Origin of the sequence: Occultella aeris (assembly GCF_902703175.1) — a bacterium.
GTDB lineage: Bacteria > Actinomycetota > Actinomycetes > Actinomycetales > Beutenbergiaceae > Occultella > Occultella aeris.
Genome location: NZ_CACRYJ010000010.1, coordinates 1 through 26,241, shown reverse-complemented (window position 1 = coordinate 26,241; position 26,241 = coordinate 1). Strand labels below are relative to the sequence as shown.

Here is a 26,241-nt window from a genome sequence, read left to right as displayed (position 1 = left end):
GGGTGGGTGGGTTCCCGAGCCGGTGGGCCGAAGCCTCAGCTGGTGGCGGCCGGCGGGTCCTGGGTGCCGGCGGTGCGCAGTGCAGCCCGGCGGAGCATCTCGTGGGCCTCCTCCGGGGGCAGGGTCGCCTGGCTGACATCGTCCGAGGCGTCGAGGGTGGGTGCGGCGCCGGGCAGCTCGCTCTGGAACGCGGCGGCCGCGGCGTCGATCTCGGCCTGGCTGTGCTGGTTCGCCAGGGCCATGATCTCGCCCCACAACTGTTTCGCCTCGGCCTCCTGCTCAGGGCCGGCCTGCTCGGACAGTTCGAGGGCCTCGAGGCGGGCGCCGATCTCGTCCATGCGCTGACGGAACTTCGCGTAATCCATTCGACCGAGCCTAGGAGCCGGACGCCTCAGGGGCGAACCGCGGCCATGGGGAGTTCAACCGGGGGGTCGCCGACGCCGGTGACGTCGATGTCCCGCAGCCCGCACGCCACCCGGCGCAGCAGGCCGCGCAGTACCTCGCGCTCGTCCGCCGCGAGCACCCCCATCGTGGCGTCCTCGGCGGCCCGCACCCGGCGCTCGAGCTCGGCCAGCGTGGCCCGGCCGGTGGCGGTGGCCACGACCCGGCGGGCGCGACGATCGGTGGGGCTCTGCTCCCGCCGGACCAGGTCCGCCTCGACCAGATCGTCGATGAGGTAGGTCATTACGGTCCGGTCGATGCCGAGGTGGGCGGCCAGAGCGACCTGGGTCGGCTGATCCCCGTGGACCACGACGTCGAGCACCTGATATCCGCGGGAGCCGTGCGGGACGTCCGCGACCACCTCCGCGACGGCCGCCTCGTAGGCCCGCAGCAGGGTCCCGACGTGCCAGCCGAAATCCCCCTCGCGGCGGGCGCGGCACCGCTCGTGCGTCGGTTCGGGGTTCGTGGCCATGGGGGAATGATACGCGCAGATGTGCGGTTGATCCAATCATCGGATCGACATATGATCTGCCAGACAACACATATCGCCGAGGTGCCCGAGGGCTCAAGGCGAACCGGACCACACGAGGTGCGCACATGCCGGACTACGGCCACGACCTGACCTTCGGAACCTTCATCACCCCCACCAACGCCGCGCCGGCGAAGGTGGTGGATCTCGCGAAGGCCACCGAGGCGGCCGGGCTCGACCTGGCCACGTTCCAGGACCACCCCTACCAGGCGGCCTTCCTCGACACCTGGACGCTGCTCAGCTACGTGGCCGCGCAGACCGAGCGGATCTCGCTGTCCGCCAACGTGATCAACCTGCCGCTGCGCCCGCCCGCCGTGCTCGCCCGTGCCGCCGCGAGCCTCGACCTGCTCTCCGGGGGCCGGTTCGAGTTGGGCCTCGGCGCCGGCGCGTTCTGGGACGCCATCGAGGCCATGGGTGGACCCCGCCGCACGCCGGGGGAGTCCATCACCGCCCTGAGCGAGGGGATCGACATCATCCGGGGCCTCTGGGACACCAGCACCCGGGAGCGCCTCGTCGTGGACGGGACGTTCTACCGGGTGGACGGCCCCAAGCGCGGCCCGGCCCCGGCACACGACATCCAGATCTGGCTCGGCGCCTACAAGCCGCGGATGCTCCGCCTGATCGGCCGCAAGGCCGACGGCTGGTTGCCCTCCCTCGGGTACGTGAAGGACCTGAACGACCTGACCACCTCCAACGCGACCATCGACGAGGCCGCGATCGCTGCCGGGCGCACCCCGGGCGACGTGCGCCGGCTGTTGAACATCGGCGGCGCGTTCTCCAGCCAGCGCAGTGACCGGCTGCTGGCCGGCCCACCCGAGCAGTGGGCCGAACAGCTCGCCGACCTCACCCTCTCCTACGGCTTCTCCACCTACATCCTCTCCGGCGACGACGCGCAGGCGATGATGATCCTCGGCCAGGAGGTCGCCCCCGCCGTTCGCGAACTCGTGCGGGGCGAGCGTGGCGCCGACCAGACCGACGCGACCCCCGCCGTCGGGCACTGACCATGGACTACGGACACCCCCTGGAGTTCGGGGCCTTCGTCAACCCCAGCAGCGCCGACCCGACCGGCGTCGTCGCGCTCGCCCGGCGGGCCGAGGAACTCGGGCTCGACCTCGTCACCGTGCAGGACCACCCCTACCAGCCCGCGCTGTTGGAGACCTGGACCCTGCTCTCCTGGATCGCCGGCAGCACGGACCGGATCCGGATCGCCCCGAACGTGCTGAACATGGCGATCCGCCCGCCCGCCGTGCTCGCCCGCGCCGCCGCGAGCCTTGACCTGCTCTCCGGTGGGCGCCTCGAGCTCGGCCTCGGTGCCGGGCACTTCTGGGACGCGATCGCCGCGATGGGGACCCCGCGGTGCAGCCCCGGGGAGTCGGTGGACGCGCTCGCGGAGGCGATCGAGGTGCTCCGCGCCGTCTGGGCCGGCGACGCCTCGACACCGCTCGAGCTGCCCGGAGCCTTCCACGCGCTCGACGGCGCCCAGGGCGGTCCCGCCCCCGTGCACACCGTCTCGCTGTGGATCGGCGCCCTCAAGCCACGCATGCAGCGCCTCATCGGTGCGAAGGCGGACGGCTGGTGGCCCTCGCTCGGGCGGCTCGGCCCGGGCGACCTGGCCGCCGGGAACGCCGTCGTCGACGCTGCCGCCACCGAGGCAGGGCGCGACCCACGCGAGATCCGCCGCCTGCTCAACATCACCGGCTCGTTCGGCCCGACGGCGGATGGCCCCTTGAGCGGCCCGCCGGCGGTCTGGGTGGAGCGACTGCTCCCGTACGCGCTGGACGACGGCGTGGGTACCTTCGTGTTCGCGGCCTCCGGCGAGGCGGACCTTGAGACGTTCGCGACCGAGGTGGCGCCCGCCCTGCGCGAGGCCGTCGCCGCCGAGCGGGCCGTGCGCGAGACCACGGTCGGCGCCGTGGTTCCGCTGGCGATCCGCGCCAAGAGGCGCACGGGCATCGACTACGACGCCGTCCCGGCCGCGCTCATCGGGACCGCCGTCGAGCCCGGCCACGCCGGCTTCGCGGGCGTGCGCAACACCTACCTGCGCGGCGGCTCACCCGGCCTGGTGCTCCGGCCAGGCAGTGCCGACGAGGTGGTGCAGGCGCTCGCGTTCGCGCGGTCCCAGCCGGTGCCGCTCGCCGTCCGCAGCGCCGGGCACGGCATCAGCGGCCGTTCCACGAACGACGGTGGCATCGTCATCGACCTGTCCCGCCTGAACCGGATCGAGGTCCTCGACACCGCGACCCGGCGGGTGCGCATCGAGCCGGGCGCCCGCTGGGGCGAGGTGGCGCAGGCCTTGCACCCGCACGGGTGGGCGCTCAGCTCCGGGGACTTCGGGGGCGTGGGCGTCGGCGGGCTGGCCACGGCCGGCGGGATCGGCTGGCTCGGCCGCGAGCACGGGCTCACCATCGACCACGTGCGCGCCGTCGAGATCGTCCTCGCGGACGGCTCTTTCGTGCGGGCCGACGCCGAGCATCACCCGGACCTGTTCTGGGCGGTGCGCGGCGCGGGCGCGAACTTCGGCGTCGTCACCGCGTTCGAGTTCGAAGTTGACGAGGTCGGGGACGTCGGGTTCGCGCAGCTGGCCTTCGACGCCGGGAACGTCGCCGAGTTCCTCGAGAACTGGGGCGCTCTGCAGGAGGCGGCGCCGCGGGATCTGACCAGTTTCCTGATCATCGGGCGTCCGCGTGGCGGGCAGGTGGTGGCTACCGTGATGGCGGCGGTCGACTCCGACGCCCCGGAGACCGTGATCAGCAGGCTCCAGCCGTTCGCGACGCTCGGCCCGCTCCTGCAGCAGGCCGTGCAGATCCTGCCCTACCCGGCCATCGTGGCCACGCCCGACGGCGGCCAGCACGGCCAGGGCGAGCCCGCCACCCGGTCCGCGCTCGTGGACCACATCACCCCCGAACTCGCCGCCGCGGCCAGCAAGCTCATCCACAGCGGCGTGAGCTACTTCTTCCAGATCCGGTCCGTCGGCGGCGCCATCTCGGATGTGCCGCCCGACGCGACGGCGTACGCGCACCGGTCCGCGAACTTCTCGGTGGTCGCTTTCGGCGCCGGGCGCACCCGCCTCGACGCGGTCTGGGACACCCAGATCCAGCCGCACGCGAAGGGGCTCTACCTGAGCTTCGAGACCGACCCCCGGCCCGAGCGGATCACCGACGCGTTCCCGCCGGCCACGCTGGCCCGGCTGCGCGAGCTCAAGGGCAGGCTGGACCCGGAGAACGTGTTCCGGGACAACTTCAGTGTGGCGCCGGCGGAGCAGGGGCTGGCAGCCGCGGCCCGCTGACGTTCCGACCGCGAGCACGCGTCGGAGCCAGGCGCAGCCGAGCAGGCTATATTTGGGGCTATTGATCGGCTAGTAGCTGGGCTATTCTAGATCGCATGAGAACTGTCGCGTTGTCGGAGGCCAAGGACAAGTTGTCGGCGTTGGTGGAGGCCGCCGCGACGACGCATGAGATCGTCCAGATCACCCGCCATGGCCATCCTGCTGCCGTGCTGATGTCGGCGGATGATCTCGAGTCGCTACACGAAACCCTCCACATGCTCGGCACTCCGGGGGCTGTCGATGACCTGCGTCAGGCAGATGAGGACGAAGCTGCCGGCAATGTCATCACTGGTGATGAGTTGCGCGCTCGGTACGGCCTGCCACCCCTGGCATGACGGCCGCCGAGGGGGAGTGGGAAGTCGTCGTGACCGCTGGCGCCGCGCGGGCGCTTGAGCGACTTCCAGAGAAGATTGCGGTCGCCGTGGTGGAGTTCATCACCGGCCAGCTACCGACGAATCCGCGCCGGATGAGTAAGCCGCTGCGCAACGAGTTGGAGGCCTGGCATTCCGCTCGGCGTGGCGACTACCGCGTCACGTTCCGGATCGATGAGGAGCGGCACGCGCTCATCATCGGCCGGATCGAGCATCGCTCCACGGTGTACAAGGCGCGCTGACGACGTTCCGGCGGATGGTTCGTCCTTGTCGATTCAGCCTTTCCTTAATTCAGGTCTCGCTGTACGGTCAGCCCATGACCGCCGCCACCGCAACGCTGACCCACACCGCCGCGCTCGCGCGCCTCGGCCACGCGCTCTCCGACCCGACCCGCGCGGGCGTCCTGCTCGCCCTCAGGGAGGCGCCTGCCTACCCCTCGGACCTGGCGGAGGCGCTGGAGGTTTCCCGACAGGTGATGTCCAACCACCTCGCCTGCCTGCGCGGCTGTGGCCTGGTCGAGGCGGTCCCGGAGGGACGGCGCACCTGGTACCGCCTCGCGGATGCGCACCTCGCCCCCGCGCTCGACCACCTGCTCGGGGTGGTCCTGTTCGTCGAGCCGGACTGCTGCGACGGGGAAGGGTGCGCCTGCTGATGAGCCTGCCCACCCTCACCGAGGAGCGGCGTGAGCTCCTGCACCGACGGATCCGGCTCATCGTCGCGATCACGATCGGCTACAACGTCATCGAGGCCGTCATCGCGATCGCGGCGGGTGCCGCGGCATCCTCGACGGCGCTGATCGGCTTCGGCCTCGACTCCACGATCGAGGTGCTCTCCGCCGTCGTCGTCGCCTGGCAGTTCACCCGGCGGGACCCGGAGCGCTGGGAGAAGCCGGCGCTGCGGGTCATCGCGATCGCGTTCTTCGCGCTCGCGGCGTATGTCGGTGTCGCCTCGGTGCTGGCACTGTCCGGTGGCGGCGAGGTCCGGCACTCGACGGTCGGCATCGTCCTGGCCGCCGTGAGTGTCGTAGTGATGCCGTTCCTCTCCTACGCCGAGCGCCGCGCCGGCCGCGAGGTCGGCTCGGCGACCGCCGTCGCGGACTCCAAGCAGACCCTGATCTGCACCTATCTCTCGGCCGCGGTACTGCTCGGGCTCGTGGCGAACAGCCTGTTCGGCTGGTGGTGGGCCGACGCGATCGCCGGACTCGTCATCGCTGCGTTCGCGCTCCGGGAGGGCACCGAGGCGTGGAAGGGCGACGCGTGCGCCACGAGCGTCGGATTGATCCTCGATGCCGACCACGACCACGACCACGACGACGACCACGTCGACGGCGAGCGGATGTCCTGAGGATTCCGCTGTCCCGGGTCGTGGAGGTGACCGGGCTTGGGACGCGTCTACCGCGAGACCCCGCTGCACCGTCGGGCCCCGCGCAATACGGTTACCTCAGAGGCGGGGGTGACCCCCGCCGTCGTCCACCGAGCACGTAGTGAGGAAGACCTGTGAGCACCGCACCCGTTGACGCCACCACCACCAGCGCCTGGGCGGAGTTGACCGGCCACGCCGCCGCCCAGAGGCCGGATCTGCGCTCCTGGTTCGACGCCGATCCCGGCCGGGCCGAGCGGTTCACGTTCGATGCCGCGGACCTGCACGTCGACCTGTCCAAGAACCTGGTCACCGACGAGACCGTGGCCCTGCTGCTGCGCCTGGCCGAGGAGATCGGGCTCAAGAGCCGACTCGAGGCGATGTTCACCGGCGAGCACATCAACGTCACCGAGGACCGGGCCGTGCTCCACACGGCGCTGCGTCGCCCGGCCGGTGCGAGCCCCGCGCTCGTGGTCGACGGGCAGGACGTGGACGCGGACGTGCACGCCGAACTGGCGCGGGTCTATGCGTTCGCCGAGCAGGTGCGCTCCGGCGCGTGGACCGGGGTGACCGGCAAGCGCGTCGCCACGGTGGTCAACATCGGCATCGGCGGCTCCGACCTCGGCCCGGTGATGGCGTACGAGGCGCTCGCTCCGTACGTCCAGGACGGGCTCGAGGTCCGGTTCATCTCCAACATCGACCCGAGCGACGTCGCCGAGACCACCGCCGGGCTGGACCCCGAGACCACCCTGTTCATCGTCGCGTCGAAGACGTTCGGCACCCTGGAGACGCTCACCAACGCCCGGCTCGCCCGGGAGTGGCTCTGGACGAACCTGGAGTCCGCCGGCGCGATCGATGGCTCCGATGGCTCCCGCACCGTCGCCGTCGCCAAGCACTTCGTGGCCGTCTCCACGGCGCTGGACAAGGTCGCCGCGTTCGGCATCGACCCCGCGAACGCGTTCGGGTTCTGGGACTGGGTCGGCGGCCGGTACTCGGTGGACTCCGCGATCGGCACCTCGCTCGCGATCGCGATCGGGCCGGAGGCCTTCGCCGAGTTCCTGGGCGGCTTCCACGCGATCGACCAGCATCTGCGCTCGACTCCGTTCGCGCAGAACGTGCCGGTCCTGATGGGGCTGCTGAACGTCTGGTACGTCAACTTCCTCGATGCGCATACGCACGCGGTCCTGCCGTACGCGCAGTACCTGCACCGGTTCCCCGCCTACCTGCAGCAGCTCACCATGGAGTCCAACGGCAAGGGCGTGCGCTGGGACGGCAGCCCGGTCACCACCGCCACCGGTGAGGTGTTCTGGGGCGAGCCCGGCACGAACGGCCAGCACGCGTTCTACCAGCTCATCCATCAGGGCACCCGGGTCATCCCGTCGGACTTCATCGCCGTCGCCAATCCCGCGCGGCCACTGCGCGACGGCGACACCGACGTCCATGGCCTGTTCCTCGCGAACTTCTTCGCCCAGACCAAGGCGCTCGCGTTCGGCAAGACCGCGGACGAGGTCCGCGCCGAGGGCACCGCCGAGGCGATCGTCCCGGCGCGGGTGTTCACCGGGAACCGGCCGACCACGTCGATCCTCGCCCCGGCACTCACGCCGTCGGTGCTCGGGCAGCTGATCGCGCTCTACGAACACATCACGTTCGTGCAGGGCGTGGTCTGGGGTATCGACAGCTTCGACCAGTGGGGCGTGGAACTCGGCAAGCAGCTCGCCACCCAGATCGCCCCGGCGGTCACCGGCGACGTGGACGCGCTCGCCGCGCAGGATGCGTCCACGCAGGCGCTGATCCGGCACTATCTGGCGCAGCGGGACTGACCGGGACCGAGCGCTCGCAGCCCCGTGAGGAAGTGCCTCCTGCCTGAATCAGACAGGTGTTGCGCACTGGGTCAGGCGGCAGGTTCTGGCTGAGCGCAGGGTCAGCGGATCCGGACCGGGTCCATCCAGGCCAGCACGTGCTCGGTGCCGAACGGCCACAGCGCCGCCAGCGCGGCGGTCGGGTCGGTGCCGAGCGCCGGCATCCCGGGCAACGTGGGCCGGGCGTGCACCGGCCGGGCCGGGGCGTCCGCGGGCAACCCGGCCAGGCGCCGCGCGTAGGCGAGTCCGTCCTGCAGGTCGCCGAGGGCGTCTGCGAGACCGAGCCCGACGGCGTCGCGTCCGCTCCAGATGCGACCGCGCCCGAGCTCGTCGACCCGTTCCGTGCTGAGTCCCCGGCCGGTCGCCACCCGCTCCACGAACCTGCCGTAGACCTCGTCCATCAGCTTCTGGAACCGATCGCGCTGGGTGTCGGTGAACGGCCGGGCGGTGCTGAGGGCCAGTGCCTCCTCGCGGCCCACCGGTTCGGCCTTGAACCCGTGCCGGTCCGCGAGCTCGGCCAGCACCGGCTTGCCGATGACCACCCCGATGCTGCCGGTCAGGGTGAACGGGCTGGTCAGCACGTGGTCCGCGCCCGCGAGCACGTAGTAGCCGCCGGACCCGGCCACCGAACCCATCACGGCGACCACGGGCTTGCGGCAGGCGACCACCGCCCGGTGGATCAGGTCCGAGGCGAGCGCCGACCCGCCGCCGGAGTCCACGTACAGCACGATCGCCTTGGTGTGCTCGTCCCGCTCGGCCCGCCGCAGCGCCGCCACCACGGTGTCCGACCCGGCCCGTGGACCGCCCAGCACCGGCAGGGGCGGGCCGCCCGCACTGGGCCCGGAGACGATGGCGCCGACCACGGGGACGACAGCGACGCCGTCGGGCTGGCCGCGCAGCGGCGTTCGGCGCCCGCCGGCGCGTTGCGGTCGCAGCAGGTCGAGGGTGCGGGCAAGCGAGGCGTCGGCGACGGTGACGATCTCGTCGTCGTAGGCGATCCGGGTGATCAGACCCGCCTCGAGGAGTTCCGTGGCCGAGGTCAGGCCGGCGTCGAGCCAGGCGCCGGCCACCTCCTGCGAGACACCGCGCGCGCTCGCCAGTGCCCTCACCCAGGAGCCCTCGACCGATTCGAGGTACGCGCCGAGCTGCTCGCGCTGGGCATCGTCCATGTGGTCCTGGCTGAACGGGGTGAGCGCGGACTTGTACTCGCCGATCCGCAGGTTCTCGAACCCGATGCCGTGGCTGCGCAGGAACGCGCCGAGGTAGACCTGCTCACCGGCGAACCCAGGCACCGACACGTCCGCGGACTCCGGCGCGACGACGTCCGGGACCGGGGCGGTGGCCAACAGAGCGGTCATCGTGACCTGCTCGAGGTAGGCGGTCACGTGCTTGCGCTCGGCCAGGCGCGCGAGCAGCCCCGCGATCGCACCGGCCGTGGCCAGGTCGGCGGTGAGTCCGCGCACCCGCACCACGACGGCGCTCACCCAGTCGGCGTCGGCGATCCGATCCAGCCGGCCGGCCAGGGCGTCGAGGGACGTGCTGCGCTGCAGCAGACCGCCGAGGCCGGGTCGGCGCTGCGCGGGGTACGGGCCGGAGAGGTCGAGGATCACCCGGTCCGGTTCGGTGCCCGAGCCGGGACGGCGACCGAGCAGCGGGGCCAGGGCGGGGAGTGGGCGCATGGTTCGAGGCTAACCCGCCACCTGGCCCGCGGCGGGTCGGACGCCGGTCCGTCCGGCGCCGCCCTGGTCGTGCGACGCGACGAAGTCGAGGATGTCGGAACCCAGCATGCCCCGAACCGCTGAGCCCGCCGGGCAGGAAGTGAGCCGGACAGACACGCGTTCGCTCCCGCGACGCCCCGATAGGATGCGCCTCGCCAGGCCCTTTCAGGGCGCCGCGAGACCGGCGCCCGCGACCGAACGCCGGAACGAGGTGATGGGCAGCGCATGTCCGGCACCTTGAGAGACCGGGCCGCCGTGCCGGCGCGCCGTGTGGTCGCCGCCGCCGAGCGCGTACAGCGTCTCTTCCCGGCGCGCGTCTGGCGCCACTTCACCCACAACGGCGGGTTCGTGCTCGCAGCGGGCGTGAGTTACCAGGCGCTGTTCGCGATCTTCGCCACCCTCTACATCGCGTTCGCGGCGGTCGGGCTGTGGCTCGGCGCGAGCACGCCGGCGATCGAGGCGCTCATCTCCCTCGTGGACACCTACCTGCCCGGGCTGATCGGGGAGAACGGGGTACTCACCGAGGACCAGGTGTTCGCGATCGCCCGCGACGCGTCGGCGTTGCTGAGCATCACCGGCCTCATCGCCGTGATCGTGTTCGTGTGGACGGCGATCGGCTGGATCTCCTATTCGCGGCTTGCCGTGCGGACGATCTTCGGCCTGCCGCCGGACACTCGTCAGTACGTGCGGCTGAAGGCGCGCGACTTCGTGGTGGCCGTGTTCTTCAGCCTGATGCTGCTCGTCGGCGGCGTGCTGAGCAGTGCCGGGTCCTGGTTCCTCAGTGAGGTCTTCGACGCGTTGGGGTGGAGCACGACCTCGACCGCCTTCAACGCGCTGATCAGGATGGCGACGGTGCTCGTCGCGTTCGTCGTGGACGCGCTCACGCTGACCGCGATCTTCAAGTTCCTCGGTGGGGCCAGCGTGCCCTGGCGCAGGATCGTGCCCGGTGCCGCCGTGGGCGGGGCGGCGATCGTGGTGCTGCAGCTCGGCGCCGGCTACCTCCTGTCCAGCTCGCCCTCGAACCCGCTGCTGGCCACGTTCGCAGTCTTCATCGGGCTGCTCCTGTGGTGCCGCCTGGCCGGGGTGGTCATGCTCGTCTCGGCGGCCTGGGTCGCGGTCTCCGTCGCCGATGCCGGGCTCTCGCTCTCGCCGGACTCGGACACTGACGCCGAACCGGACCCGGACACCCGGCTCGCGCAACTGCTCGCCGTCTGCGAGGAGATCCGCGACGCGGCAGCCGCGCACCGGGACGCGCCGTTCTTCCGGCGCCGAGCGGCGCGGCGGCGCGAGGAGGCAGCGATCGAGGAACTCGACGAACTGCTGCGCGGGGACCTGGCCCCGGACCGCTCTGGACCGGCCGGCGTCGGGAAGTGACGGAGCGGGTGAGGAGGCCCGCCGTCGCGGTTGCGTGTCCCTTCTGCGCGACATCCCTCAGATCACGATGCCGCTGGCATCGGATCGAGCCGTCGTAACTCGTCGTCGGACAGGTCCAGGTCGGTCGCGGCGACGTTGGCACGTAGGTGGCTGACTCTCGTCGTTCCTGGAAGCGGGATGACCGGTACGTCGTGCACCTGCTGCCGGTGATGCACCCAGGCGAGGGCGACCTGCCCGGGCGTGGCTCCGTGTGCACCGGCGACATCCTCCAGTGCGGCACGCAGGCCGCCCGGGAACTGCTCGTCGGCTGTGCGCGCATGGTGCAGCAGGCCGTGACCGGTCGGGGAGTGGGCCACGACAACTGTCCCGAGGTCGGCCGCGGCCGGCACCAACTGCTTCTCGATGTCCCGCCGCAGCACCGACCACTCCTCCTGGAGTGCCGTGATCGGGTGGACCGCGTGGGCACGGCGCAGGTCCTCGGCCGTCACGTTGGACAGCCCGACGGCGCGGATCTTCCCCTGGGTGACCAAGTCGGACATGGCCCCGACGGTGTCCTCGATCGGGATCGACTCGCTGCGATGGTGCAGGTAGTAGAGGTCGATCACATCGACATCGAGCCGTCGCAGGCTGGCCTCGCAGGCCCGCCGCACGTAACCCGCGTCGGCGCGCACCTCGAAGCTGCCGGCGATGCCGTCGCCCCACACCAGCCCGAACTTGCTGGCCAGCAGCACCTCACCACGACGGCCCCGTATCACCCGGCCGATCAACCCTTCGTTCTGGTAGGCGTCGGCGGTGTCGACCATCGTGACGCCGGCGTCAAGGGCGGCATGAACCACGGCCACCGGGTCCTGATCGGCGTCGGCGGCCGTTTCGTCGCGCAATCTCATCGCACCGAACCCTTGACGTCCGAACTCACTCCGGTCCACAGCTGAGTTGGCTCTCGCGTCAACAGGTGCCATGACCCGGACAGTAGATCCTCAACCGCCATTGAGGTCAAGGCCCTGCGATGGGGGGTCTGAGCGGGCCCGGAACCGAGTGCCCGGGAGGGCGGGTGACGAGAGCCGTCGTCGCGACCGGCTCGTGCCTCGCCGGGCGCTTCTCCTCCCGAATCTCGGCACCGCGCTCGCATGAGAAAGGCCGCCTCGACTTCGTCGGGCGGCCATCTCATTGCGAGCGGGTGACGAGAATCGAACTCGCGCTATCAGCTTGGGAAGCTGAAGTTCTACCACTGAACTACACCCGCATGCGTGCGGCTGACCCGAACGCGCGGCCCAGCATACCCGGTACCGGGGCTGGGCTTCACCCCGGCGCGCTAACGTGGGCGCGTGCTGCTCTCCGATCGTGACATCCGCGCCGAACTGACCACCGGGCGGATCGGCCTGGAACCGTTCGACGAGTCGATGATCCAACCCTCCAGCGTCGACGTCCGCCTGGACCGCTACTTCCGGCTGTTCGACAACCACAAGTACCCGGTCATCGACCCCGCCCAGGACCAGCCCGAACTCACCCGGATGGTCGAGGCCGCCGCCGGCGACCCGTTCGTGCTGCACCCCGGCGAGTTCGTGCTCGGCTCCACATACGAGCTGATCAGCCTGCCCGACGACGTCGCAGCCCGCCTCGAGGGCAAGTCCAGCCTCGGCCGGCTCGGACTGCTCACGCACTCCACAGCCGGGTTCATCGACCCCGGATTCTCCGGCCACGTCACTCTCGAGCTTTCCAATGTGGCGACGCTGCCGATCCTGCTCTGGCCCGGCATGAAGATCGGCCAGATGTGCTACTTCCGGCTGTCCAGCCCGGCCGAGCACCCGTACGGGTCCGGTGCCCAGGGCTCGCGCTACCAGGGCCAGCGGGGCCCGACGGCGTCCCGTTCGCACCTGAACTTCCACCGCACCGACGTGGGGCACTAGCGCAATGCCCGACGGCGGAGCCCGGGTTCTCGACGCCGGCGTCGCGCGGTCGAAGCATTTGTTGCTGCTCGGCGCGGACGTCACCGACGACGAGGTCGAGGCCCTCGTGCTGAGCCGCTTCCCCGAGGCCGGCCGCGTGAACGCGAACGTGCTCGCGCTCACCCCACAGGCCGCCGTCGAGGGCCCCTGGGCCGTGCCGGATCCTGCCGCCCTCGGAGCCGGTCCCGAGATCACCCAGGCCTACGCGATCACGGTCCCCGCCCAGCGGGGCGACCCGGTGCCCGAGGGCCTGCGTGGTCTCGGCGGGATCCTGGACGCATTCGCCGACGGGCCGCCCGAGGGGCACGAGCTCGCGATCGTCGAGTTCGCGCACGCGGCCGCGCGCCGGCTCGGGGGAGCGCTGCGGGTTGCCGGGACCTGTGCCCTGATCACCCCCGAACCGGGCGTGGACCTGGCCGTGCACTCCGAGGTGTGGCTGCACCCCGACGCGCTGGTGCACGTGCTCACCCCGGCGCTGCCCGGGGTGGCGCTTCATCTCGCCCCGGCCTCGGACGCGGACCCGGGCGCGCGGCCCGCCGCGGCTCCGGCAAGCCGACCTACGCCGGTCGCCGGCACCGAGGACCTGGACGAGGGCGAGCGGGCGTGGATCCACGCCGAGGCGGACGCGTTCGACGCGCACGCGCTCGCGGCCGAGCCCGCCACCGAGGCCTACGGGGCCGTCTACGCACTGCCCGACGGCGCCACGATCGCCGTCGAGGTGGAGGCGGAGGTCTCCGTGCCGCTCGTGCTGGAGGGTTTGGACTGGGCTCGCTCCGGCGTGATCCGCTACGACCTGCGGTGGTTCCCGGCGGACCCGGAGGCCTACCGCTGCGCACCGCTCGACGCCGCCACCGTGGCGGCCCGGGAGCGCGCCACGGTGCTCGTGGAAGGTGCCGCGCGTGCCCTTCTGGACGCCATCGGTGGCGAGACGACCGACGACGACGGGTTCCTCGTCGACCCGTGAACCGAGCGGTCCGGGCGCTCCCCAGATCGTGGACGCGGCGCGGACCGGGCCCGTTGCCTTGGTAGTATCCGAACCGTTCCCACCCACCATCACGCCGCTCGAATCAGAGGCGGCGCGCGTGGCCGTACCTTCTTTGTCCTCACCTAAACACACATCGGTTCACCAGAGGCGACCCGTCGCCGCGACCCCTTGCTCGACCTGACAATCTGACCACGCCCACTGATCAGGAGCGGACGTGCTGCAGCTACTCGCTTTGCACCTTCTCGCCGCCGTGGCTGCGCCTGCCATCATGCGGCGGTTCGGTCGCAAGGGGTTCCTGCCGCTGGCGTTGGTGCCCGGGTCGGCGGCGGTGTGGGCGGTGGCCAACACGGGGGCCGTGCTGGACGGGCGGGGTCCAACGCTGGACGTCGCGTGGATCCCGGCGCTGGACATGTCGCTGTCCTTCCGGCTGGACGTCCTGTCCTGGCTGATGGTGATCCTCGTCGGCGGGGTCGGCGCGATCGTGCTCGGCTACTGCGCCTGGTACTTCGCGTCCGGGGCGAAGCTCCTTGGGCGGTTCGCCGGCGTGTTCGTCGCGTTCGCCGGGGCCATGCTCGGGCTCGTCACCACGGACAACACGCTCGTCCTGTACGTGTTCTGGGAGCTCACCACGGTGTTCTCCTACCTGCTGATCGGGCACTACTTCGACCGCAAGGGCGCTCGCCGCGCGGCGATGCAGGCGATCATCGTGACGACCCTCGGTGGCCTCGCGATGCTGTTCGGCTTCCTCATCCTCGGTGAGGCCGAGGGTGGCTCCTACGTGATCTCCGAGCTGATCGCGGACCCGCCGCTGGATGGCAGCGCGCTGGTGACCGCCGGGATCGTAATGGTCCTGGTCGGTGCGATCAGCAAGTCGGCGCTCGTGCCGTTCCACTTCTGGCTCCCGGGTGCGATGGCCGCACCCACACCCGTGAGCGCCTACCTGCACGCCGCCGCGATGGTGAAGGCCGGTGTGTATCTGGTGGCGAGGTTCGCCCCCGGATTCGCCGAGGTGCCGGTCTGGCAGTGGATGATCCTGCTCACCGGTGGCGCGACGATGATCCTCGGCGGCTACCGCGCACTGCGGCAGCACGACCTGAAGCTGCTGCTCGCGTTCGGCACCGTCAGCCAGCTCGGCTTCCTGATCCTCCTGGTCGGGCAGGCCGACCGGGCCATCGCGCTCGCCGGTCTCGCCCTCATCGGGGCTCACGCCATGTTCAAGGCGGCGCTGTTCCTGACCGTCGGCGTCATCGACGCCGCCGCCGGCACCCGTGATCTGCGCCAGCTCTCCGGGCTCGCCAAACACCTGCCGTGGGCCACCGTGCCCGGCGTGCTCGCCACGTTCTCGATGGTGGGGCTGCCACCGTTCGCCGGGTATGTCGGCAAGGAGGCGGCCCTCGAGGCCCTCGTCCACAGCGACGATCCGATGACGTTCGCATTGCTCGTGATCGTCGTGATCGGCTCCATCCTCACCTTCGCCTACGGGATGCGTTTCCTCTGGGGCGCGTTCGCCCGGAAGAAGGGCGTCGAGGACACCCCCGTGGACAAGGAGGCGGCCGGCCTCTACATCGCGCCCAACGTGCTCGCCTTCGCCGGCCTCATCGCCGGGCTGTTCCCGGTGGCCGGGGAGACCCTGCTCGCGCCATACGCGGACACCTACCCCCGGGGCGAACCCGGGCACCTGACCCTCTGGGCCGGCTTCGGGCTCCCACTGCTGCTGACCGGCGTGATCATCGTCGGCGGGGTACTCCTGATGCTGGCCCGGCGCGGGGTCGAGCGGGTCCAGGAGGTGGCCTCGGTCGGACCGGACGCGGACCGCACCTACCGCGGCACGATGCGCCGGCTGGACAGCATGTCCGTCGCGGTGACGTCCATCACCCAGCGTGGTTCGCTGCCCGTCTACCTGGCCCTGATCCTGCTCACCACCGTGGTGATGATCTGGACGTCCGTGTACGCCGGTGGCCTGCGCATCGGCGCGGTGAAGCCCTGGGACTACCCGGTCCAGGCGGGCGTCGCCATCGTGATCGCGGTGGCGGCGTTCCTGACCGCCCGGGCCCGCCGCCGGCTGAAGGCCGTGGTCCTGCTCGGCATCACCGGCTACGGCGTGGTCCTGCTGTTCGCGCTGCACGGCGCTCCGGACCTCGCCCTGACGCAGGCCCTCGTGGAGACCATCACCCTGGTGGTGTTCATCCTGGTGCTGCGCCGGCTGCCGGCCTACTACTCGAACCGGCCGCTGAAGGCGAGCCGGTGGTGGCGCGCCATCCTGGCGATCATGGTCGGGCTGACCGTGACGTTCGTGGCGCTGGTGATCCCGAACGCGCGGGTCACCGACAGCATCGCCGAGCTGTTCCCCGAGGAGGCCTACAACTACGGCTACGGCAGGAACATCGTCAACGTCACCCTCGTGGACATCCGCGCCTGGGACACGATGGGCGAGATCTCCGTGCTGCTGGTGGCGGCGACCGGTGTGGCCTCCCTGGTCTTCCTGAGGACCCGCGCGGGCCGGGTCGAGCGGATCCGTGACCATGACATGGACCGCGGCTCGGTGTGGGCCAGCGACTCCCCGGGCGACGATGCGCTGGTGCGGCAGGGCCGCACGATCCCGGTGCGCAGCACCCGTAACCGGCGCTGGATCAGCGCCGGCGTTGCCCTTGCACCGCACCGCCGATCGGTGATCTTCGAGGTCGCCACCCGATTGATCTTCCATACGATGCTCGTGTTCGCCGTCTACCTGCTCTTCGCCGGGCACAACTCCCCCGGCGGCGGGTTCGTGGCCGGCCTGGTGGCCGGCATCGCCCTCACGGTGCGCTACCTGGCCGGCGGGCGGTACGAGCTCGGCGAAGCCGCTCCGGTGCTGCCCGGTCTGCTCCTGGGCAGCGGCCTGTTCCTGTCCGCCGGCGCCGGGGCGGTGCCGCTCGCCTTCGGTGGCGTCGTGCTGCAGTCCGTGGTGATCGACATCCCCCTCGGCTACCTCGGAGACGTGCACCTGGTCACCACCCTGTTCTTCGACATCGGCGTGTTCCTCGTGGTCGTCGGGCTGATGCTGGACATCCTGCGCTCGCTCGGCGCCGAGGTGGACCGCCAGGGCGAGGCGGAGGGCCGGGCGGTGCCGGACGTCGCCCACGACTCCCCACGCTCCACCGCCGACGACGCCCAGCCGCTCGAGGACGCTCTCGCCGGGGGAGGCGCACCGTGATCGACATGACGCCCAACGTCACGCTCGCGATCGTGGTCGGCGTGCTGGTCGGCACCGGCGTGTACCTGCTCCTGGAACGCAGCCTGTCCCGCGTGATCATCGGGGTCACCCTGATCAGCAACGGCGTGAACGTGCTGATGCTGATCGCCGGGGGAGCGGCCGGTGGGCCGCCGCTGGTGGGCAGCGGCCCTCCCGAGGACATGGCGGACCCGTTGCCGCAGGCGATGGTCCTCACCGCGATCGTCATCAACCTCGGACTGACCGCGTTCGTGCTCGCGATGGCCTACCGGAGCTGGCAGCTGCACGGCCACGACGAGGTGCAGGACGACCTCGAGGACCGCCGGATCGCGCGCCGTGCCGAGCGGGGCGCGGTGGACAAGCGGGCCGACGACGTCGGCACCAACCTGGCCATCGAGGCCGCGGAGGCACGCGACGAGACCGAGGAGGTCCCACTGATCACCGGCCACGGGCCACAGCTGGGCGCCGAGGACGACGACGTGACGGGACGACGATCATGAACTGGCTCGTGCCACTGCCCGTGGTGATCCCGCTGATCGCCGCGGGCCTGGCCCTGGCCATGTCCCGTCGGCCCCGGGTGCAGGGCGCGATCTCCGTGGCCGCCCTCAGCCTCGTCCTCGCCGTGGCCATCGGCCTCATCTTCGTCACCCACACCCAGGGTCCGCAGGTGGTCAACGTCGGCGGCTGGTCGGCCCCGGTCGGGATCGCGCTCGTCGGCGACCGGCTGTCCGCCCTGATGCTGCTCGTCTCGGCCATCGTGCTGCTCTGCGTGCTCCTGTACTCGCTCGCCCAGGGCGTCGCCGACGGCAACGAGGGCGCCCCGGTCGCCATCTACCACCCGACGTATCTGGTCCTCGCCGCCGGGGTCGCCAACGCGTTCCTGTCCGGGGACCTCTTCAACCTCTACGTCGGCTTCGAGATCCTGCTCGCGGCCTCGTTCGTGCTGCTCACCCTCGGCGGCACCGGCGAACGGATCCGGGCCGGGTCGATCTACGTGATCGTCTCGCTGCTGTCCTCGGTCCTGTTCCTCATCTCGATCGCGATGATCTACGCGGCCACCGGGACCCTGAACCTCGCCCAGCTGTCCGAGCGGCTGCTCGACATCGACCCCGGGGTGCGACTGGTCCTGCAGGTGATGCTGCTGATGGGCTTCGCGATCAAGGCCGCGGTGTTCCCGCTCTCGGCCTGGCTGCCGGACTCCTACCCGACGGCGCCGGCACCGGTCACGGCGGTGTTCGCCGGGTTGCTGACCAAGGTCGGTGTGTACGCGATCATCCGGATGCAGACGCTGCTGTTCACCGACGGCGCCCTGGACACGGTGCTGATGTGGGCTGCTCTGCTGACCATGCTGGTCGGCATCATCGGCGCGGTGGCCCAGGACGACATCAAACGTCTGTTGTCCTTCACCCTGGTCAGTCACATCGGCTACATGATCTTCGGGATCTCACTGGCTAACCAGACCGGGCTGTCCTCGGCGATCTTCTACGTCGCCCACCACATCACCGTGCAGACAGCCCTGTTCCTCGTCGCGGGCCTGATCGAGCGGCGCGGCGGCAGCACCTCGCTGGAGAAACTCGGCAGCCTGGGCAAACTCGCCCCGGCGCTCGCCATCCTGTTCTTCGTGCCCGCCATGAACCTGGCCGGCATCCCGCCGATGTCCGGCTTCCTCGGCAAGGTCGGCCTGCTCCAGGCCGGCCTGGAACTCGGGACGCCGCTGGCCCTGGCGACGGTTGCCGGCGGTCTGCTCACGTCCCTGCTGACCCTGTACGCGGTGGTCAAGGCCTGGAACAAGGCGTTCTGGCAGGAGGCCCCCGAGGAGCTCCCCGAGGGCACCACGCCGCGCTCGATGTTCGGGCCAGCCGCCGTCCTGGCCACCCTCGGTGTGCTGTTCGCCGTGATCGGAGGGCCGTTGTACAACTACACCGACGCCGCCGCCCGGGACCTGCAGGCGCAGACCCCCTACATCGATGCGGTCCTGGTCCACGGCGACCGGGGCGAGGGCGACTCCGACGCGGCCGGGGGTGACGACGGATGAGGACGAGTGGACCACGCAAGTGGCTCGAGAAGCTCCCGATGGTGCTCTGGCTGACGATCCTCTGGGTGTTGTTCTGGGGCGAGCTGAGCCTGGCGAACGTGCTCGTCGGTGCGCTCATCGGGCTGTTCGTCATGACGGTCATGCCGATGCCTCGGATCGGATTCGAGGGCCGGGTGTCCCTCATCGGCACCGCGATCCTGCTCGCGAGGTTCGCGATCGACGTGGTGATGGCCTCCGTGCAAGTAGCGGGTCAGGCGCTGCGGTTCGGGCGTGACCCGCACGGCGCCGTGATCCGGGTGCCGCTGCGTGGGCACTCCGACCTGTTCCTGACCCTGACCGCAGTGCTGTGTTCGCTCGTGCCCGGCTCCATCATCGTGGAGGCCCACCGGCTCTCCGGCACCCTGTACGTGCACGTCCTGGACGTGCCCGCCGCGGGCGGGGTCGAGAAGGCGAAGGCCGATGTCCTCGCCCAGGAACGACGCGTGCTCTACGCGCTCGCGACGGACGCCGACATCGCCGAGGCGGGCCTGCCGCCCAGGCCGTGGAAGCGCGGCCGCGGCAACGGGCCGAACGCAACCCCCGCCGTCGACCATGCCCGCCCGACCGACGGTGAAGGGACGGTGACCCAGTGAGCGTGGGTGTGCTGATCACGTGCGGGGTGCTGCTGACCGCGGCGGCCATCCTGGCCATGAGCCGGGTCGAGCGTGGGCCGAGCATGCTCGACCGCATCGTCGCGATCGACGTCATGGTGGCCGCGATCATCGGCTGCCTGACGATCCTGTCCGCCTGGTCCGGCCGGGTGGACCTGGTGCCCGTTCTCATGGTGCTCGCGCTCGTCGGGTTCGTCGGGTCGGTGACGCTGGCCCGGTTCGCGGCCGCGGAGCCCGAGGAGGAGCGCCACATCCTCACCCCCGAGGAGATCGCCGAGGCCGATGCCAAGGTGCGGGCCGAGCTGGAGGAGGAGTCGTGAACTGGTCGGATGTTGCCATGGTCGCCTCCTCGGTGTTCCTGGTCCTGGGCAGCCTGCTCACCCTGATCGCCGCCATCGGCGTGACCCGCTTCCCCGATCTGCTGGCCCGGATGCACGCCGCGACCAAGCCCCAGGTGCTCGGCCTGGTGCTCATGATGGCCGGCCTTGCCCTGGCGCTCGGCACCTCACAGGTGACCTGGAAGCTCACCCTCGTGGTGCTGTTCCAGCTGATCACCGCGCCGGTGTCCGCGCACATGGTGGGCCGGGCCGGCTATCGCACCGGCAAGGTGCGCTCGGACCTGCTCGTCGTCGACGAGCTCACCGACGACCTGCGGGCCGCGCGGGAGGATGCGGACCGCTGAGGACGGGCCGCGCAACGCAGGGCTCAGGCCTTCTTGATCTCCCCGCGTGACATCCACTTTCCGGTGGTCCGGGTGGCGAACGTGCGCGCGAACGCGACGACGGCGCCGCTGACCGCCGCGAACACGACCAGCTCGCCGAGGCTGATCTCGCCGTCGTCCGCGTCACCGGTCGGCGGCTCGTGCCCGGTGACGCCCTTCCACACCAGGGAGATGAGCTTGTTGGCCGCGAACCCGGCAGCGATGGCGGCGACGGTGGTGACGATCTTCTGGGCGTTCATGCGAGCACTCCTGGTGATTGCGGATCGGCTCTGGTCACCCTATCCGGCGCGGACCGGGTCCCGCCCGGTGAGGCGGCGCCCGCGCACCGGTGCCCCGCCCGCGGTGTACCGTTGGCCCATAACGACAGGGGAGCGCCACCGGCGCTGAGAGTGCGGCCCGCCGCAGACCCTCGAACCTGCTCCGGCTAGCACCGGCGAAGGGAGTCGAGTTCCTCTCCCATGTGGTGTTCACGCACCGCCTGGACCCCTTCTCAATTCCAGTTGAGGAGGACGCACATGTTCCACCATGCACGTAGGCCCCATGGCCCGCGGCCCGCCACGGCGAGGCGCCGTCGCGCCGCGACCGGGCTGACCGCCCTCGCCGCGCTCGCGCTCGCCGGCTGTTCCCTCGCCGGGGGCGGCGGGGACGACGGCGGAGCCGACCCGAGCGCCGCCGGCGGCGGTGTCGTGCGGGTCGTCACGCACGACTCGTTCAGCCTCTCCGAGGACCTGATCACAGCGTTCGAGGCCGACTCCGGCTACACCCTCGAGTTCAGCGCCCCCGGTGACGGCGGCGCCCTCGTGAACCAGCTGATCCTCACCAAGGACTCCCCGCTCGGCGACGTCGCGTTCGGTGTCGACAACTCCTTCGCGAGCAGGGCGATCGACGCCGAGGTGTTCGAGCCGTACGCACCCGCGGATCTGCCCGACAGCGCCGAGCAGTACCTCGCCGACGACGCCGGCTCGCTCACCCCGATCGACGTCGGCGACGTGTGCCTGAACGTGGACCACACCTGGTTCACCGAGCACGGCATCGCCGAACCGGCCACGCTCGAGGACCTGCTCGCGCCCGAGTACGAGGGCCTGACCGTGGTGCCCAACCCGGCCACCTCCTCGCCCGGGCTCGCGTTCCTGCTCGCCACCGTCGGCGCGTTCGGCGAGGACGGCTGGGTCGACTACTGGGCGGACCTGTCCGCGAACGGCCTCAAGGTCGTGCAGGGCTGGTCGGACGCGTACTCGGTGGACTTCTCCGGGTCCACCGGCGCCGGCGCCTATCCGATCGTGCTCTCGTACTCGACGTCGCCGGCGTTCGAGGTGGCCGAGGGTGCGGACTCCGCCCCCACCGGGGCGCTGCTGGACACCTGCTTCCGACAGGTCGAGTACGCGGGGGTGCTCGCCGGGGCCGAGAACCCCGAGGGGGCAAGGGCGTTCATCGACTTCCTGCTCACCGAGGCGGTCCAGGCCGACATACCCGGCCAGATGTACGTCTACCCGGTGGACGAGCGCGTCGAGCTGCCCGAGTCCTGGACCACGTTCGCCCCGCTCGCGCCCGAGCCGTTCGAGGTCGCACCCGAGGACATCGCCGCGAACCGGGATGCCTGGATCCAGACCTGGACCGACACGGTGATCGGCTGAGGATCGCACCGATGTCCGGCCGCGTGAAGGACACGGGGAACACAGTGGGGCGCAGCCGGGGCAGGGCCGACACGGCCCGACGGCGCAGCGCCGTCGCCTGGGTGGTGGCGGGCGCGATCCCGCTCGCGTTCCTCACCGTGTTCTTCGCGTGGCCGGTCGCGACATTGATCGGGCGCGGCTTCACCACCGACGGCGCGCTCGACCTCTCCGGGTTCGCGGAGGTCTTCGCCCGCCCGCGGACGTGGCGGATCATCCGGCTCACCCTGGCCCAGGCGCTGCTCGGCACCGCCCTCGCGGTGCTGCTCGGGCTGCCCGGCGCGTACGTGCTGTACCGGCGCACGTTCCGCGGCCGGGCGCTGGTGCGGGCGTTCGTGACGGTGCCGTTCGTGCTGCCGACGGTGGTGGTCGGCGTCGCGTTCCGGTCCCTGCTCACCGAGGGTGGCCCGCTCGGCTTCCTGCACCTGGACGGCACGTTCACCGCGATCGTCCTGGCTCTCGTGTTCTTCAACTACACGGTCGTGGTGCGTACCGTCGGCGGCCTGTGGGAGCGCCTCGACCCGCGCACCGAGCAGGCCGCGCGCGCACTCGGCGCCCCACCGTGGCGGGCATTCCTGACCGTGACCCTGCCCGCGCTGACACCGGCCATCGTCTCCGCCGCGTCCGTGGTGTTCCTGTTCTGCGCCACCGCGTTCGGGGTGGTCATGGTCCTCGGCGGCACCCGGTACGGCACCATCGAGACCGAGATCTGGATCCAGACCACGCAGTTCCTGGACCTGCGCACCGCCGCCGTGCTGTCCGTGGTCCAGCTCGTGGTGGTCGGGGTGTCCCTTGCCCTGTTCTCGCGTGCCCGCGCCCGCCGCGAACGTGCGCTCGACCTGCAGGGCCGGCCGACCGACGAGCAGACCGCGCAGCGGCTGCGGCTGTGGAACCGGCGCCGCCCCGGAGGTGACCTCCTTCCCACGGTGGTGACCTCCGCCGTCGTCATCGTGCTGCTCGCGCTCCCGCTCGGGAACCTGCTCGTCCGCTCCCTGCGCACCCCGGACGGGTGGAGCCTTGGCAACTACACGGCGCTCGGGACCACCGGTGGGGACAACGCGCTGACCGTCACGGTCTGGGAGGCCGCGGCGAACTCGCTGCGGATCGCCGTCGACGCCACCGTGCTCGCCGTGGTGATGGGCACGCTCGTGGCGCTCGTGGTCTCGCGCCGGCCCCGCAACCCGCTCGGGCGGCGCGCGGTGTGGTGGCTCGATGCCGTGTTCATGCTGCCGCTCGGCGTCTCGGCCGTGACGGTCGGGTTCGGGTTCCTGATCACGCTGAACCACCCGCCGCTGGACCTGCGCAGCTCGGCGGTCCTGATCCCGATCGCGCAGGCCGTGGTGGCCATCCCGCTCGTGGTGCGGACCGTGCTGCCGGTGCTGCGTGCCATCGACCCGCACCTGCGCGAGGCCGCCGGGGTGCTCGGCGCGGCGCCGTGGCGGGTCCTGCTCACCGTGGACGGACCGTTCCTGATCCGCTCCCTCGGGCTCGCCATCGGGTTCGCGTTCGCCGTCTCCCTCGGCGAGTTCGGAGCCACCTCGTTCCTGTCCCGCCCGGACCGGCCAACCCTGCCCGTGGTGATCTTCCGGCTGATCGGGCGGCCCGGCCCGGAGAACTACGGCATGGCGCTCGCCGCGTCCGTGGTGCTGGCCGTGCTCACCGCGACCATCATGGGCGTAGCCGAACGGCTGCGTCGCGAAGGGACGGGGGAGTTCTGATGAGCGGTCTGAGCGTCGCCGGCGCGGTGGTCACCTACGCCGGCACGACGGCGGTCGCCGACGTGGATCTCGACGTGGCGGTCGGTGAGGTGGTCGCCCTGCTCGGGCCGTCCGGGTGCGGCAAGTCCTCACTGCTGCGTGCCGTCGCCGGGCTCGAGCCACTCACCGCCGGGAGGGTCGCCTGGGACGGAGCCGACCTGCGCGACGTCCCGGTGCACCGGCGCGGGTTCGGGCTGATGTTCCAGGACGGGCAGCTGTTCGCGCACCGGGACGTTGCCGGCAACGTCGCCTATGGGCTCGAGATGGCCCGGATCCCTGCCGCCGAGCGCCGGGACCGGGTCGACGAACTGTTGGAGCTCGTCGGCCTCGCGGGGTACCAGCGGCGCCCGGTGGCGACGCTGTCCGGTGGTGAGCAGCAGCGGGTCGCGCTGGCCCGCTCGCTCGCGCCCCGGCCGCGGCTGCTGCTCCTGGACGAGCCGCTCTCGGCGCTGGACCGGTCGCTGCGCGAGCGCCTCGCCAGCGACCTGCACGACATCCTCCGCCGCGCCGGGACCACCTCCCTGTACGTCACGCACGACCACGACGAGGCGTTCACCGTCGCGGACCGGGTCGCGGTCATGCGGGCCGGGGAACTCGTCCAGTTGGGCAGTCCTGCCGAGTTGTGGGCCGCACCGGCGGACGCTGACGTCGCCGCGTTCCTCGGATACCGGGTGGTGCCGGCCCGCGATGGCGGGCGGCTCGGGCTCGGCCCGCAGGCGCTCGAGGTGGTCGGGGTGGTGGCCGGTGACAGCGTGGATGGTGCGGTGGCGGACGACGCAGGCGGGCCCGACGACCGGGCGGCGGCGGACGACGCGGGCGCTTCCGCGGAAGCGCCCCGCTCGGCAGGCGACGGCCGCCTGACCGGGCGAGTCACCGCCGTCGGGTTCTCGCGGGGGCGCACCACCGTGACGGTGGACCTGCCCGACTGGGGCGAGCAGCGCGCCGTCGCCGCGGGCATCGCGGCGATCGGCGCCGGCGACCTGGTGCGGCTTCGACTGGACCCGGCTGGCGTCGTCGAGCTCTGACCGGCGCTCGGTAGGCGACCGCGGCTCCCGTCCCGGTGAGGAGGGTCCCCGCCGCGGTGAGGCAGTGCGTCATGACTGAGGAAGACCGTTATACCGGTCTTCCTCAGTCCGCACGTACTGCGCGAGGGCGGGAGGTACTTCCTCACGAGCGCCGATCGAGGTCTGAGGGGAACAGCACTCGCGCTTCCGCGTTGACTGGAGTACGATACTTGAAGAGTCAACTAAAAGGAGCCGGAGACATGACCACGATCGCCCACCACGATCAGCTCGCGCAGGACACCGCCATGGGCGTCGTCGACCTCATGGTCCGCGATCTTGACGCGATGATCGCGTACTACTCGACCGGCGTCGGCCTCGACGTGATCGCCCACGAGGGCCCGAGCGCCATCCTCGGCCGCGGCGCCACGCCGATCATGCACCTGCGCCAGGAGAAGGACCTGCCCGAGTTCAACCGCCGTGACGCGGGCCTGTTCCACACCGCGATCCTGTTCGACACCCAGGCCGGGCTCGCCGGCTCCGTGAACAGCACCGCCCGGTTCGCCCCGCGCAGCTTCACGGGATCCTCCGACCACCTCGTCTCCGAGGCGTTCTATTTCGACGACCCGGAGGGCAACGGCGTCGAGCTGTACTGGGACCGCCCGCGGGAGGCGTGGACGCGCACCACGGGAGGCGGGGTGCAGATGGCCACCCTGCCGCTCGACCCGAACACCTACCTGCGCACCCACCTCACCGACCAGGCGCTGGCCAAGCCGGAGCTCGCCGTCGCCAACATCGGCCACGTGCACCTCCAGGTGGGCGACATCGAGGTCGCGGAGCAGTTCTACGTCGGCGTCCTCGGCTTCGACGTGATGGCCCGGTACGGCGCCCAGGCACTGTTCGTGTCCGCCGGCGGCTACCACCACCACATCGGCATGAACACCTGGAACAGCGCCGGCGCCGGCCCGCGCGCCGCCTCGCTCGGACTCGGCCAGGTGAGCATCGAGGTGCCGACCACCGATGACCTGGACGCGCTCGCCGCCCGTCTCGCCGCGCAGAGCGTCGACCGCCGCCACGATGGCGCCGTGCTCCGGTTCGACGACCCGTGGAAGACCCTGGTCGAGGTACGCCCGGCTGCGGTGTGATGCCGCCTTCCGACCTACCCGCCGTCGGCCGGCCCGCGCCCGGCCACCGCCCGTCGAACTGACCCAGTACCCGCCGTCTCGAGATCGGCCCTCGCGAGGGGCGAACTCGAAGCGGCGGGTACTAGGTCGAGCGTGCCGGGGAGG

The 26,241-nt window shown here is 71.3% G+C and carries 25 protein-coding genes, 1 tRNA gene and 1 riboswitch; of the genes, 20 read left to right on the top strand and 6 right to left on the bottom strand.

Annotation, left to right across the window (positions count from 1 at the left end; translation table 11 throughout):
* Positions 1-35 precede the first annotated feature (35 nt).
* On the bottom strand, positions 36-365 hold the full coding sequence (locus tag HALOF300_RS03040; protein ID WP_156739181.1) for a hypothetical protein: 330 nt from the start codon (positions 363-365) through the stop codon (positions 36-38).
* A gap of 26 nt (positions 366-391) precedes the next feature.
* On the bottom strand, positions 392-913 hold the full coding sequence (locus HALOF300_RS03035) for a MarR family winged helix-turn-helix transcriptional regulator (RefSeq protein ID WP_156739180.1): 522 nt from the start codon (positions 911-913) through the stop codon (positions 392-394).
* A gap of 125 nt (positions 914-1,038) precedes the next feature.
* On the opposite strand from HALOF300_RS03035, the gene HALOF300_RS03030 reads away from it, so the two are divergent.
* The 7 genes from HALOF300_RS03030 to pgi all read left to right on the top strand — a co-directional run bounded on the left by HALOF300_RS03030 (position 1,039) and on the right by pgi (position 7,845).
* Positions 1,039-1,971 (top strand): LLM class flavin-dependent oxidoreductase, encoded by a 933-nt coding sequence (locus HALOF300_RS03030; protein ID WP_156739179.1) that lies wholly within the window; start codon positions 1,039-1,041, stop codon positions 1,969-1,971.
* Between the two features lie 2 nt (positions 1,972-1,973).
* Complete coding sequence (locus tag HALOF300_RS03025; RefSeq protein WP_156739178.1) at positions 1,974-4,256, top strand: LLM class flavin-dependent oxidoreductase; 2,283 nt, start codon at positions 1,974-1,976, stop codon at positions 4,254-4,256.
* Between the two features lie 95 nt (positions 4,257-4,351).
* The gene (locus tag HALOF300_RS03020) at positions 4,352-4,630 is read left to right on the top strand and encodes a type II toxin-antitoxin system Phd/YefM family antitoxin (protein ID WP_156739177.1); all 279 of its coding nucleotides are present in this window, start codon (positions 4,352-4,354) and stop codon (positions 4,628-4,630) included.
* A complete protein-coding gene (locus tag HALOF300_RS03015) occupies positions 4,627-4,908 on the top strand; it encodes a type II toxin-antitoxin system RelE family toxin (RefSeq protein ID WP_156739176.1) in 282 nt (93 codons plus the stop codon). Before HALOF300_RS03020 ends, HALOF300_RS03015 begins: the two co-directional genes overlap by 4 nt.
* A 74-nt stretch (positions 4,909-4,982) precedes the next feature.
* Positions 4,983-5,318 (top strand): ArsR/SmtB family transcription factor, encoded by a 336-nt coding sequence (locus tag HALOF300_RS03010; RefSeq protein WP_156739175.1) that lies wholly within the window; start codon positions 4,983-4,985, stop codon positions 5,316-5,318.
* Complete coding sequence (locus HALOF300_RS03005; protein WP_156739174.1) at positions 5,318-6,010, top strand: cation transporter; 693 nt, start codon at positions 5,318-5,320, stop codon at positions 6,008-6,010. The genes HALOF300_RS03010 and HALOF300_RS03005 overlap by 1 nt, the downstream gene beginning before the upstream one ends.
* Before the next feature lie 152 nt (positions 6,011-6,162).
* Positions 6,163-7,845 (top strand): glucose-6-phosphate isomerase, encoded by a 1,683-nt coding sequence (gene pgi, locus HALOF300_RS03000; protein ID WP_156739173.1) that lies wholly within the window; start codon positions 6,163-6,165, stop codon positions 7,843-7,845.
* Between the two features lie 101 nt (positions 7,846-7,946).
* On the opposite strand, the gene HALOF300_RS02995 is transcribed toward pgi, so the two are convergent.
* Positions 7,947-9,563 carry a S49 family peptidase gene (locus HALOF300_RS02995; RefSeq protein WP_156739172.1) on the bottom strand — a complete coding sequence of 539 codons (1,617 nt, stop codon included), beginning with the start codon at positions 9,561-9,563 and terminating at the stop codon, positions 7,947-7,949.
* Positions 9,564-9,827: 264 nt separating this feature from the next.
* Between HALOF300_RS02995 and HALOF300_RS02990 the strand changes: the two genes are divergently transcribed.
* Positions 9,828-10,976: a YihY/virulence factor BrkB family protein gene (locus tag HALOF300_RS02990; RefSeq protein ID WP_156739171.1), complete on the top strand. Its 1,149-nt coding sequence runs from the start codon at positions 9,828-9,830 to the stop codon at positions 10,974-10,976.
* 62 nt (positions 10,977-11,038) lie between these two features.
* Here HALOF300_RS02990 and HALOF300_RS02985 read toward each other — a convergent pair whose 3' ends face one another.
* Positions 11,039-11,863, bottom strand: coding sequence for an aldo/keto reductase (locus HALOF300_RS02985; RefSeq protein WP_156739170.1), 825 nt, complete (start codon positions 11,861-11,863; stop codon positions 11,039-11,041).
* 285 nt (positions 11,864-12,148) lie between these two features.
* Positions 12,149-12,219: transfer RNA gene (locus HALOF300_RS02980), tRNA-Gly, on the bottom strand.
* A gap of 82 nt (positions 12,220-12,301) precedes the next feature.
* On the opposite strand from HALOF300_RS02980, the gene dcd reads away from it, so the two are divergent.
* The 8 genes from dcd to mnhG all read left to right on the top strand — a co-directional run bounded on the left by dcd (position 12,302) and on the right by mnhG (position 20,485).
* Entirely contained in the window at positions 12,302-12,883 is a 582-nt protein-coding gene (gene dcd, locus HALOF300_RS02975; protein WP_156739169.1) for a dCTP deaminase, read from the top strand.
* Between the two features lie 4 nt (positions 12,884-12,887).
* Entirely contained in the window at positions 12,888-13,886 is a 999-nt protein-coding gene (locus tag HALOF300_RS02970) for a hypothetical protein (protein ID WP_156739168.1), read from the top strand.
* Between the two features lie 235 nt (positions 13,887-14,121).
* The gene (locus HALOF300_RS02965) at positions 14,122-17,100 is read left to right on the top strand and encodes a Na+/H+ antiporter subunit A (RefSeq protein WP_156739167.1); all 2,979 of its coding nucleotides are present in this window, start codon (positions 14,122-14,124) and stop codon (positions 17,098-17,100) included.
* Between the two features lie 5 nt (positions 17,101-17,105).
* Positions 17,106-17,618: a Na(+)/H(+) antiporter subunit C gene (locus HALOF300_RS02960; RefSeq protein WP_197522261.1), complete on the top strand. Its 513-nt coding sequence runs from the start codon at positions 17,106-17,108 to the stop codon at positions 17,616-17,618.
* Positions 17,615-19,153 (top strand): Na+/H+ antiporter subunit D, encoded by a 1,539-nt coding sequence (locus tag HALOF300_RS02955; protein WP_156739165.1) that lies wholly within the window; start codon positions 17,615-17,617, stop codon positions 19,151-19,153. The genes HALOF300_RS02960 and HALOF300_RS02955 overlap by 4 nt, the downstream gene beginning before the upstream one ends.
* The gene (locus HALOF300_RS02950) at positions 19,150-19,785 is read left to right on the top strand and encodes a Na+/H+ antiporter subunit E (protein ID WP_156739164.1); all 636 of its coding nucleotides are present in this window, start codon (positions 19,150-19,152) and stop codon (positions 19,783-19,785) included. The genes HALOF300_RS02955 and HALOF300_RS02950 overlap by 4 nt, the downstream gene beginning before the upstream one ends.
* Positions 19,782-20,123 carry a monovalent cation/H+ antiporter complex subunit F gene (locus tag HALOF300_RS02945; protein WP_163543905.1) on the top strand — a complete coding sequence of 114 codons (342 nt, stop codon included), beginning with the start codon at positions 19,782-19,784 and terminating at the stop codon, positions 20,121-20,123. Before HALOF300_RS02950 ends, HALOF300_RS02945 begins: the two co-directional genes overlap by 4 nt.
* On the top strand, positions 20,120-20,485 hold the full coding sequence (gene mnhG, locus HALOF300_RS02940; RefSeq protein WP_231954981.1) for a monovalent cation/H(+) antiporter subunit G: 366 nt from the start codon (positions 20,120-20,122) through the stop codon (positions 20,483-20,485). Before HALOF300_RS02945 ends, mnhG begins: the two co-directional genes overlap by 4 nt.
* Before the next feature lie 23 nt (positions 20,486-20,508).
* Here the strand turns inward: mnhG and HALOF300_RS02935 are convergent, their stop codons facing one another.
* Positions 20,509-20,763, bottom strand: coding sequence for a DUF4235 domain-containing protein (locus tag HALOF300_RS02935; RefSeq protein ID WP_156739163.1), 255 nt, complete (start codon positions 20,761-20,763; stop codon positions 20,509-20,511).
* 116 nt (positions 20,764-20,879) lie between these two features.
* Positions 20,880-20,983: riboswitch (TPP riboswitch) on the top strand.
* Between the two features lie 56 nt (positions 20,984-21,039).
* Here HALOF300_RS02935 and HALOF300_RS02930 point away from each other — a divergent pair.
* From HALOF300_RS02930 to HALOF300_RS02915, 4 genes are all read left to right on the top strand, one after another.
* On the top strand, positions 21,040-22,158 hold the full coding sequence (locus HALOF300_RS02930; protein ID WP_156739162.1) for a thiamine ABC transporter substrate-binding protein: 1,119 nt from the start codon (positions 21,040-21,042) through the stop codon (positions 22,156-22,158).
* 11 nt (positions 22,159-22,169) lie between these two features.
* On the top strand, positions 22,170-23,912 hold the full coding sequence (locus HALOF300_RS02925) for an ABC transporter permease (RefSeq protein ID WP_156739161.1): 1,743 nt from the start codon (positions 22,170-22,172) through the stop codon (positions 23,910-23,912).
* Positions 23,912-24,976, top strand: a complete 1,065-nt coding sequence (locus tag HALOF300_RS02920) for an ABC transporter ATP-binding protein (protein ID WP_156739160.1) — start codon at positions 23,912-23,914, stop codon at positions 24,974-24,976. The genes HALOF300_RS02925 and HALOF300_RS02920 overlap by 1 nt, the downstream gene beginning before the upstream one ends.
* Before the next feature lie 239 nt (positions 24,977-25,215).
* A complete protein-coding gene (locus HALOF300_RS02915) occupies positions 25,216-26,097 on the top strand; it encodes a VOC family protein (RefSeq protein ID WP_156739159.1) in 882 nt (293 codons plus the stop codon).
* Positions 26,098-26,241: the final 144 nt, after the last annotated feature.

Coding starts and splice junctions, on each gene's coding strand:
- HALOF300_RS02960 (WP_197522261.1), top strand. CDS start 17,106: ATGACGCCCAACGTCACGCTCGCGATCGTGGTCGGCGTGCTGGTCGGC.
- HALOF300_RS02990 (WP_156739171.1), top strand. CDS start 9,828: ATGTCCGGCACCTTGAGAGACCGGGCCGCCGTGCCGGCGCGCCGTGTG.
- HALOF300_RS03010 (WP_156739175.1), top strand. CDS start 4,983: ATGACCGCCGCCACCGCAACGCTGACCCACACCGCCGCGCTCGCGCGC.
- HALOF300_RS02925 (WP_156739161.1), top strand. CDS start 22,170: ATGTCCGGCCGCGTGAAGGACACGGGGAACACAGTGGGGCGCAGCCGG.
- HALOF300_RS03015 (WP_156739176.1), top strand. CDS start 4,627: ATGACGGCCGCCGAGGGGGAGTGGGAAGTCGTCGTGACCGCTGGCGCC.
- HALOF300_RS02935 (WP_156739163.1), bottom strand. CDS start 20,763: ATGAACGCCCAGAAGATCGTCACCACCGTCGCCGCCATCGCTGCCGGG.
- HALOF300_RS03040 (WP_156739181.1), bottom strand. CDS start 365: ATGGATTACGCGAAGTTCCGTCAGCGCATGGACGAGATCGGCGCCCGC.
- HALOF300_RS02915 (WP_156739159.1), top strand. CDS start 25,216: ATGACCACGATCGCCCACCACGATCAGCTCGCGCAGGACACCGCCATG.
- HALOF300_RS03025 (WP_156739178.1), top strand. CDS start 1,974: ATGGACTACGGACACCCCCTGGAGTTCGGGGCCTTCGTCAACCCCAGC.
- HALOF300_RS02930 (WP_156739162.1), top strand. CDS start 21,040: ATGTTCCACCATGCACGTAGGCCCCATGGCCCGCGGCCCGCCACGGCG.
- HALOF300_RS02985 (WP_156739170.1), bottom strand. CDS start 11,863: ATGAGATTGCGCGACGAAACGGCCGCCGACGCCGATCAGGACCCGGTG.
- HALOF300_RS02995 (WP_156739172.1), bottom strand. CDS start 9,563: ATGCGCCCACTCCCCGCCCTGGCCCCGCTGCTCGGTCGCCGTCCCGGC.
- HALOF300_RS02950 (WP_156739164.1), top strand. CDS start 19,150: ATGAGGACGAGTGGACCACGCAAGTGGCTCGAGAAGCTCCCGATGGTG.
- HALOF300_RS02955 (WP_156739165.1), top strand. CDS start 17,615: ATGAACTGGCTCGTGCCACTGCCCGTGGTGATCCCGCTGATCGCCGCG.
- HALOF300_RS03030 (WP_156739179.1), top strand. CDS start 1,039: ATGCCGGACTACGGCCACGACCTGACCTTCGGAACCTTCATCACCCCC.
- HALOF300_RS03035 (WP_156739180.1), bottom strand. CDS start 913: ATGGCCACGAACCCCGAACCGACGCACGAGCGGTGCCGCGCCCGCCGC.
- HALOF300_RS02970 (WP_156739168.1), top strand. CDS start 12,888: ATGCCCGACGGCGGAGCCCGGGTTCTCGACGCCGGCGTCGCGCGGTCG.
- HALOF300_RS02920 (WP_156739160.1), top strand. CDS start 23,912: ATGAGCGGTCTGAGCGTCGCCGGCGCGGTGGTCACCTACGCCGGCACG.
- HALOF300_RS03005 (WP_156739174.1), top strand. CDS start 5,318: ATGAGCCTGCCCACCCTCACCGAGGAGCGGCGTGAGCTCCTGCACCGA.
- HALOF300_RS03020 (WP_156739177.1), top strand. CDS start 4,352: ATGAGAACTGTCGCGTTGTCGGAGGCCAAGGACAAGTTGTCGGCGTTG.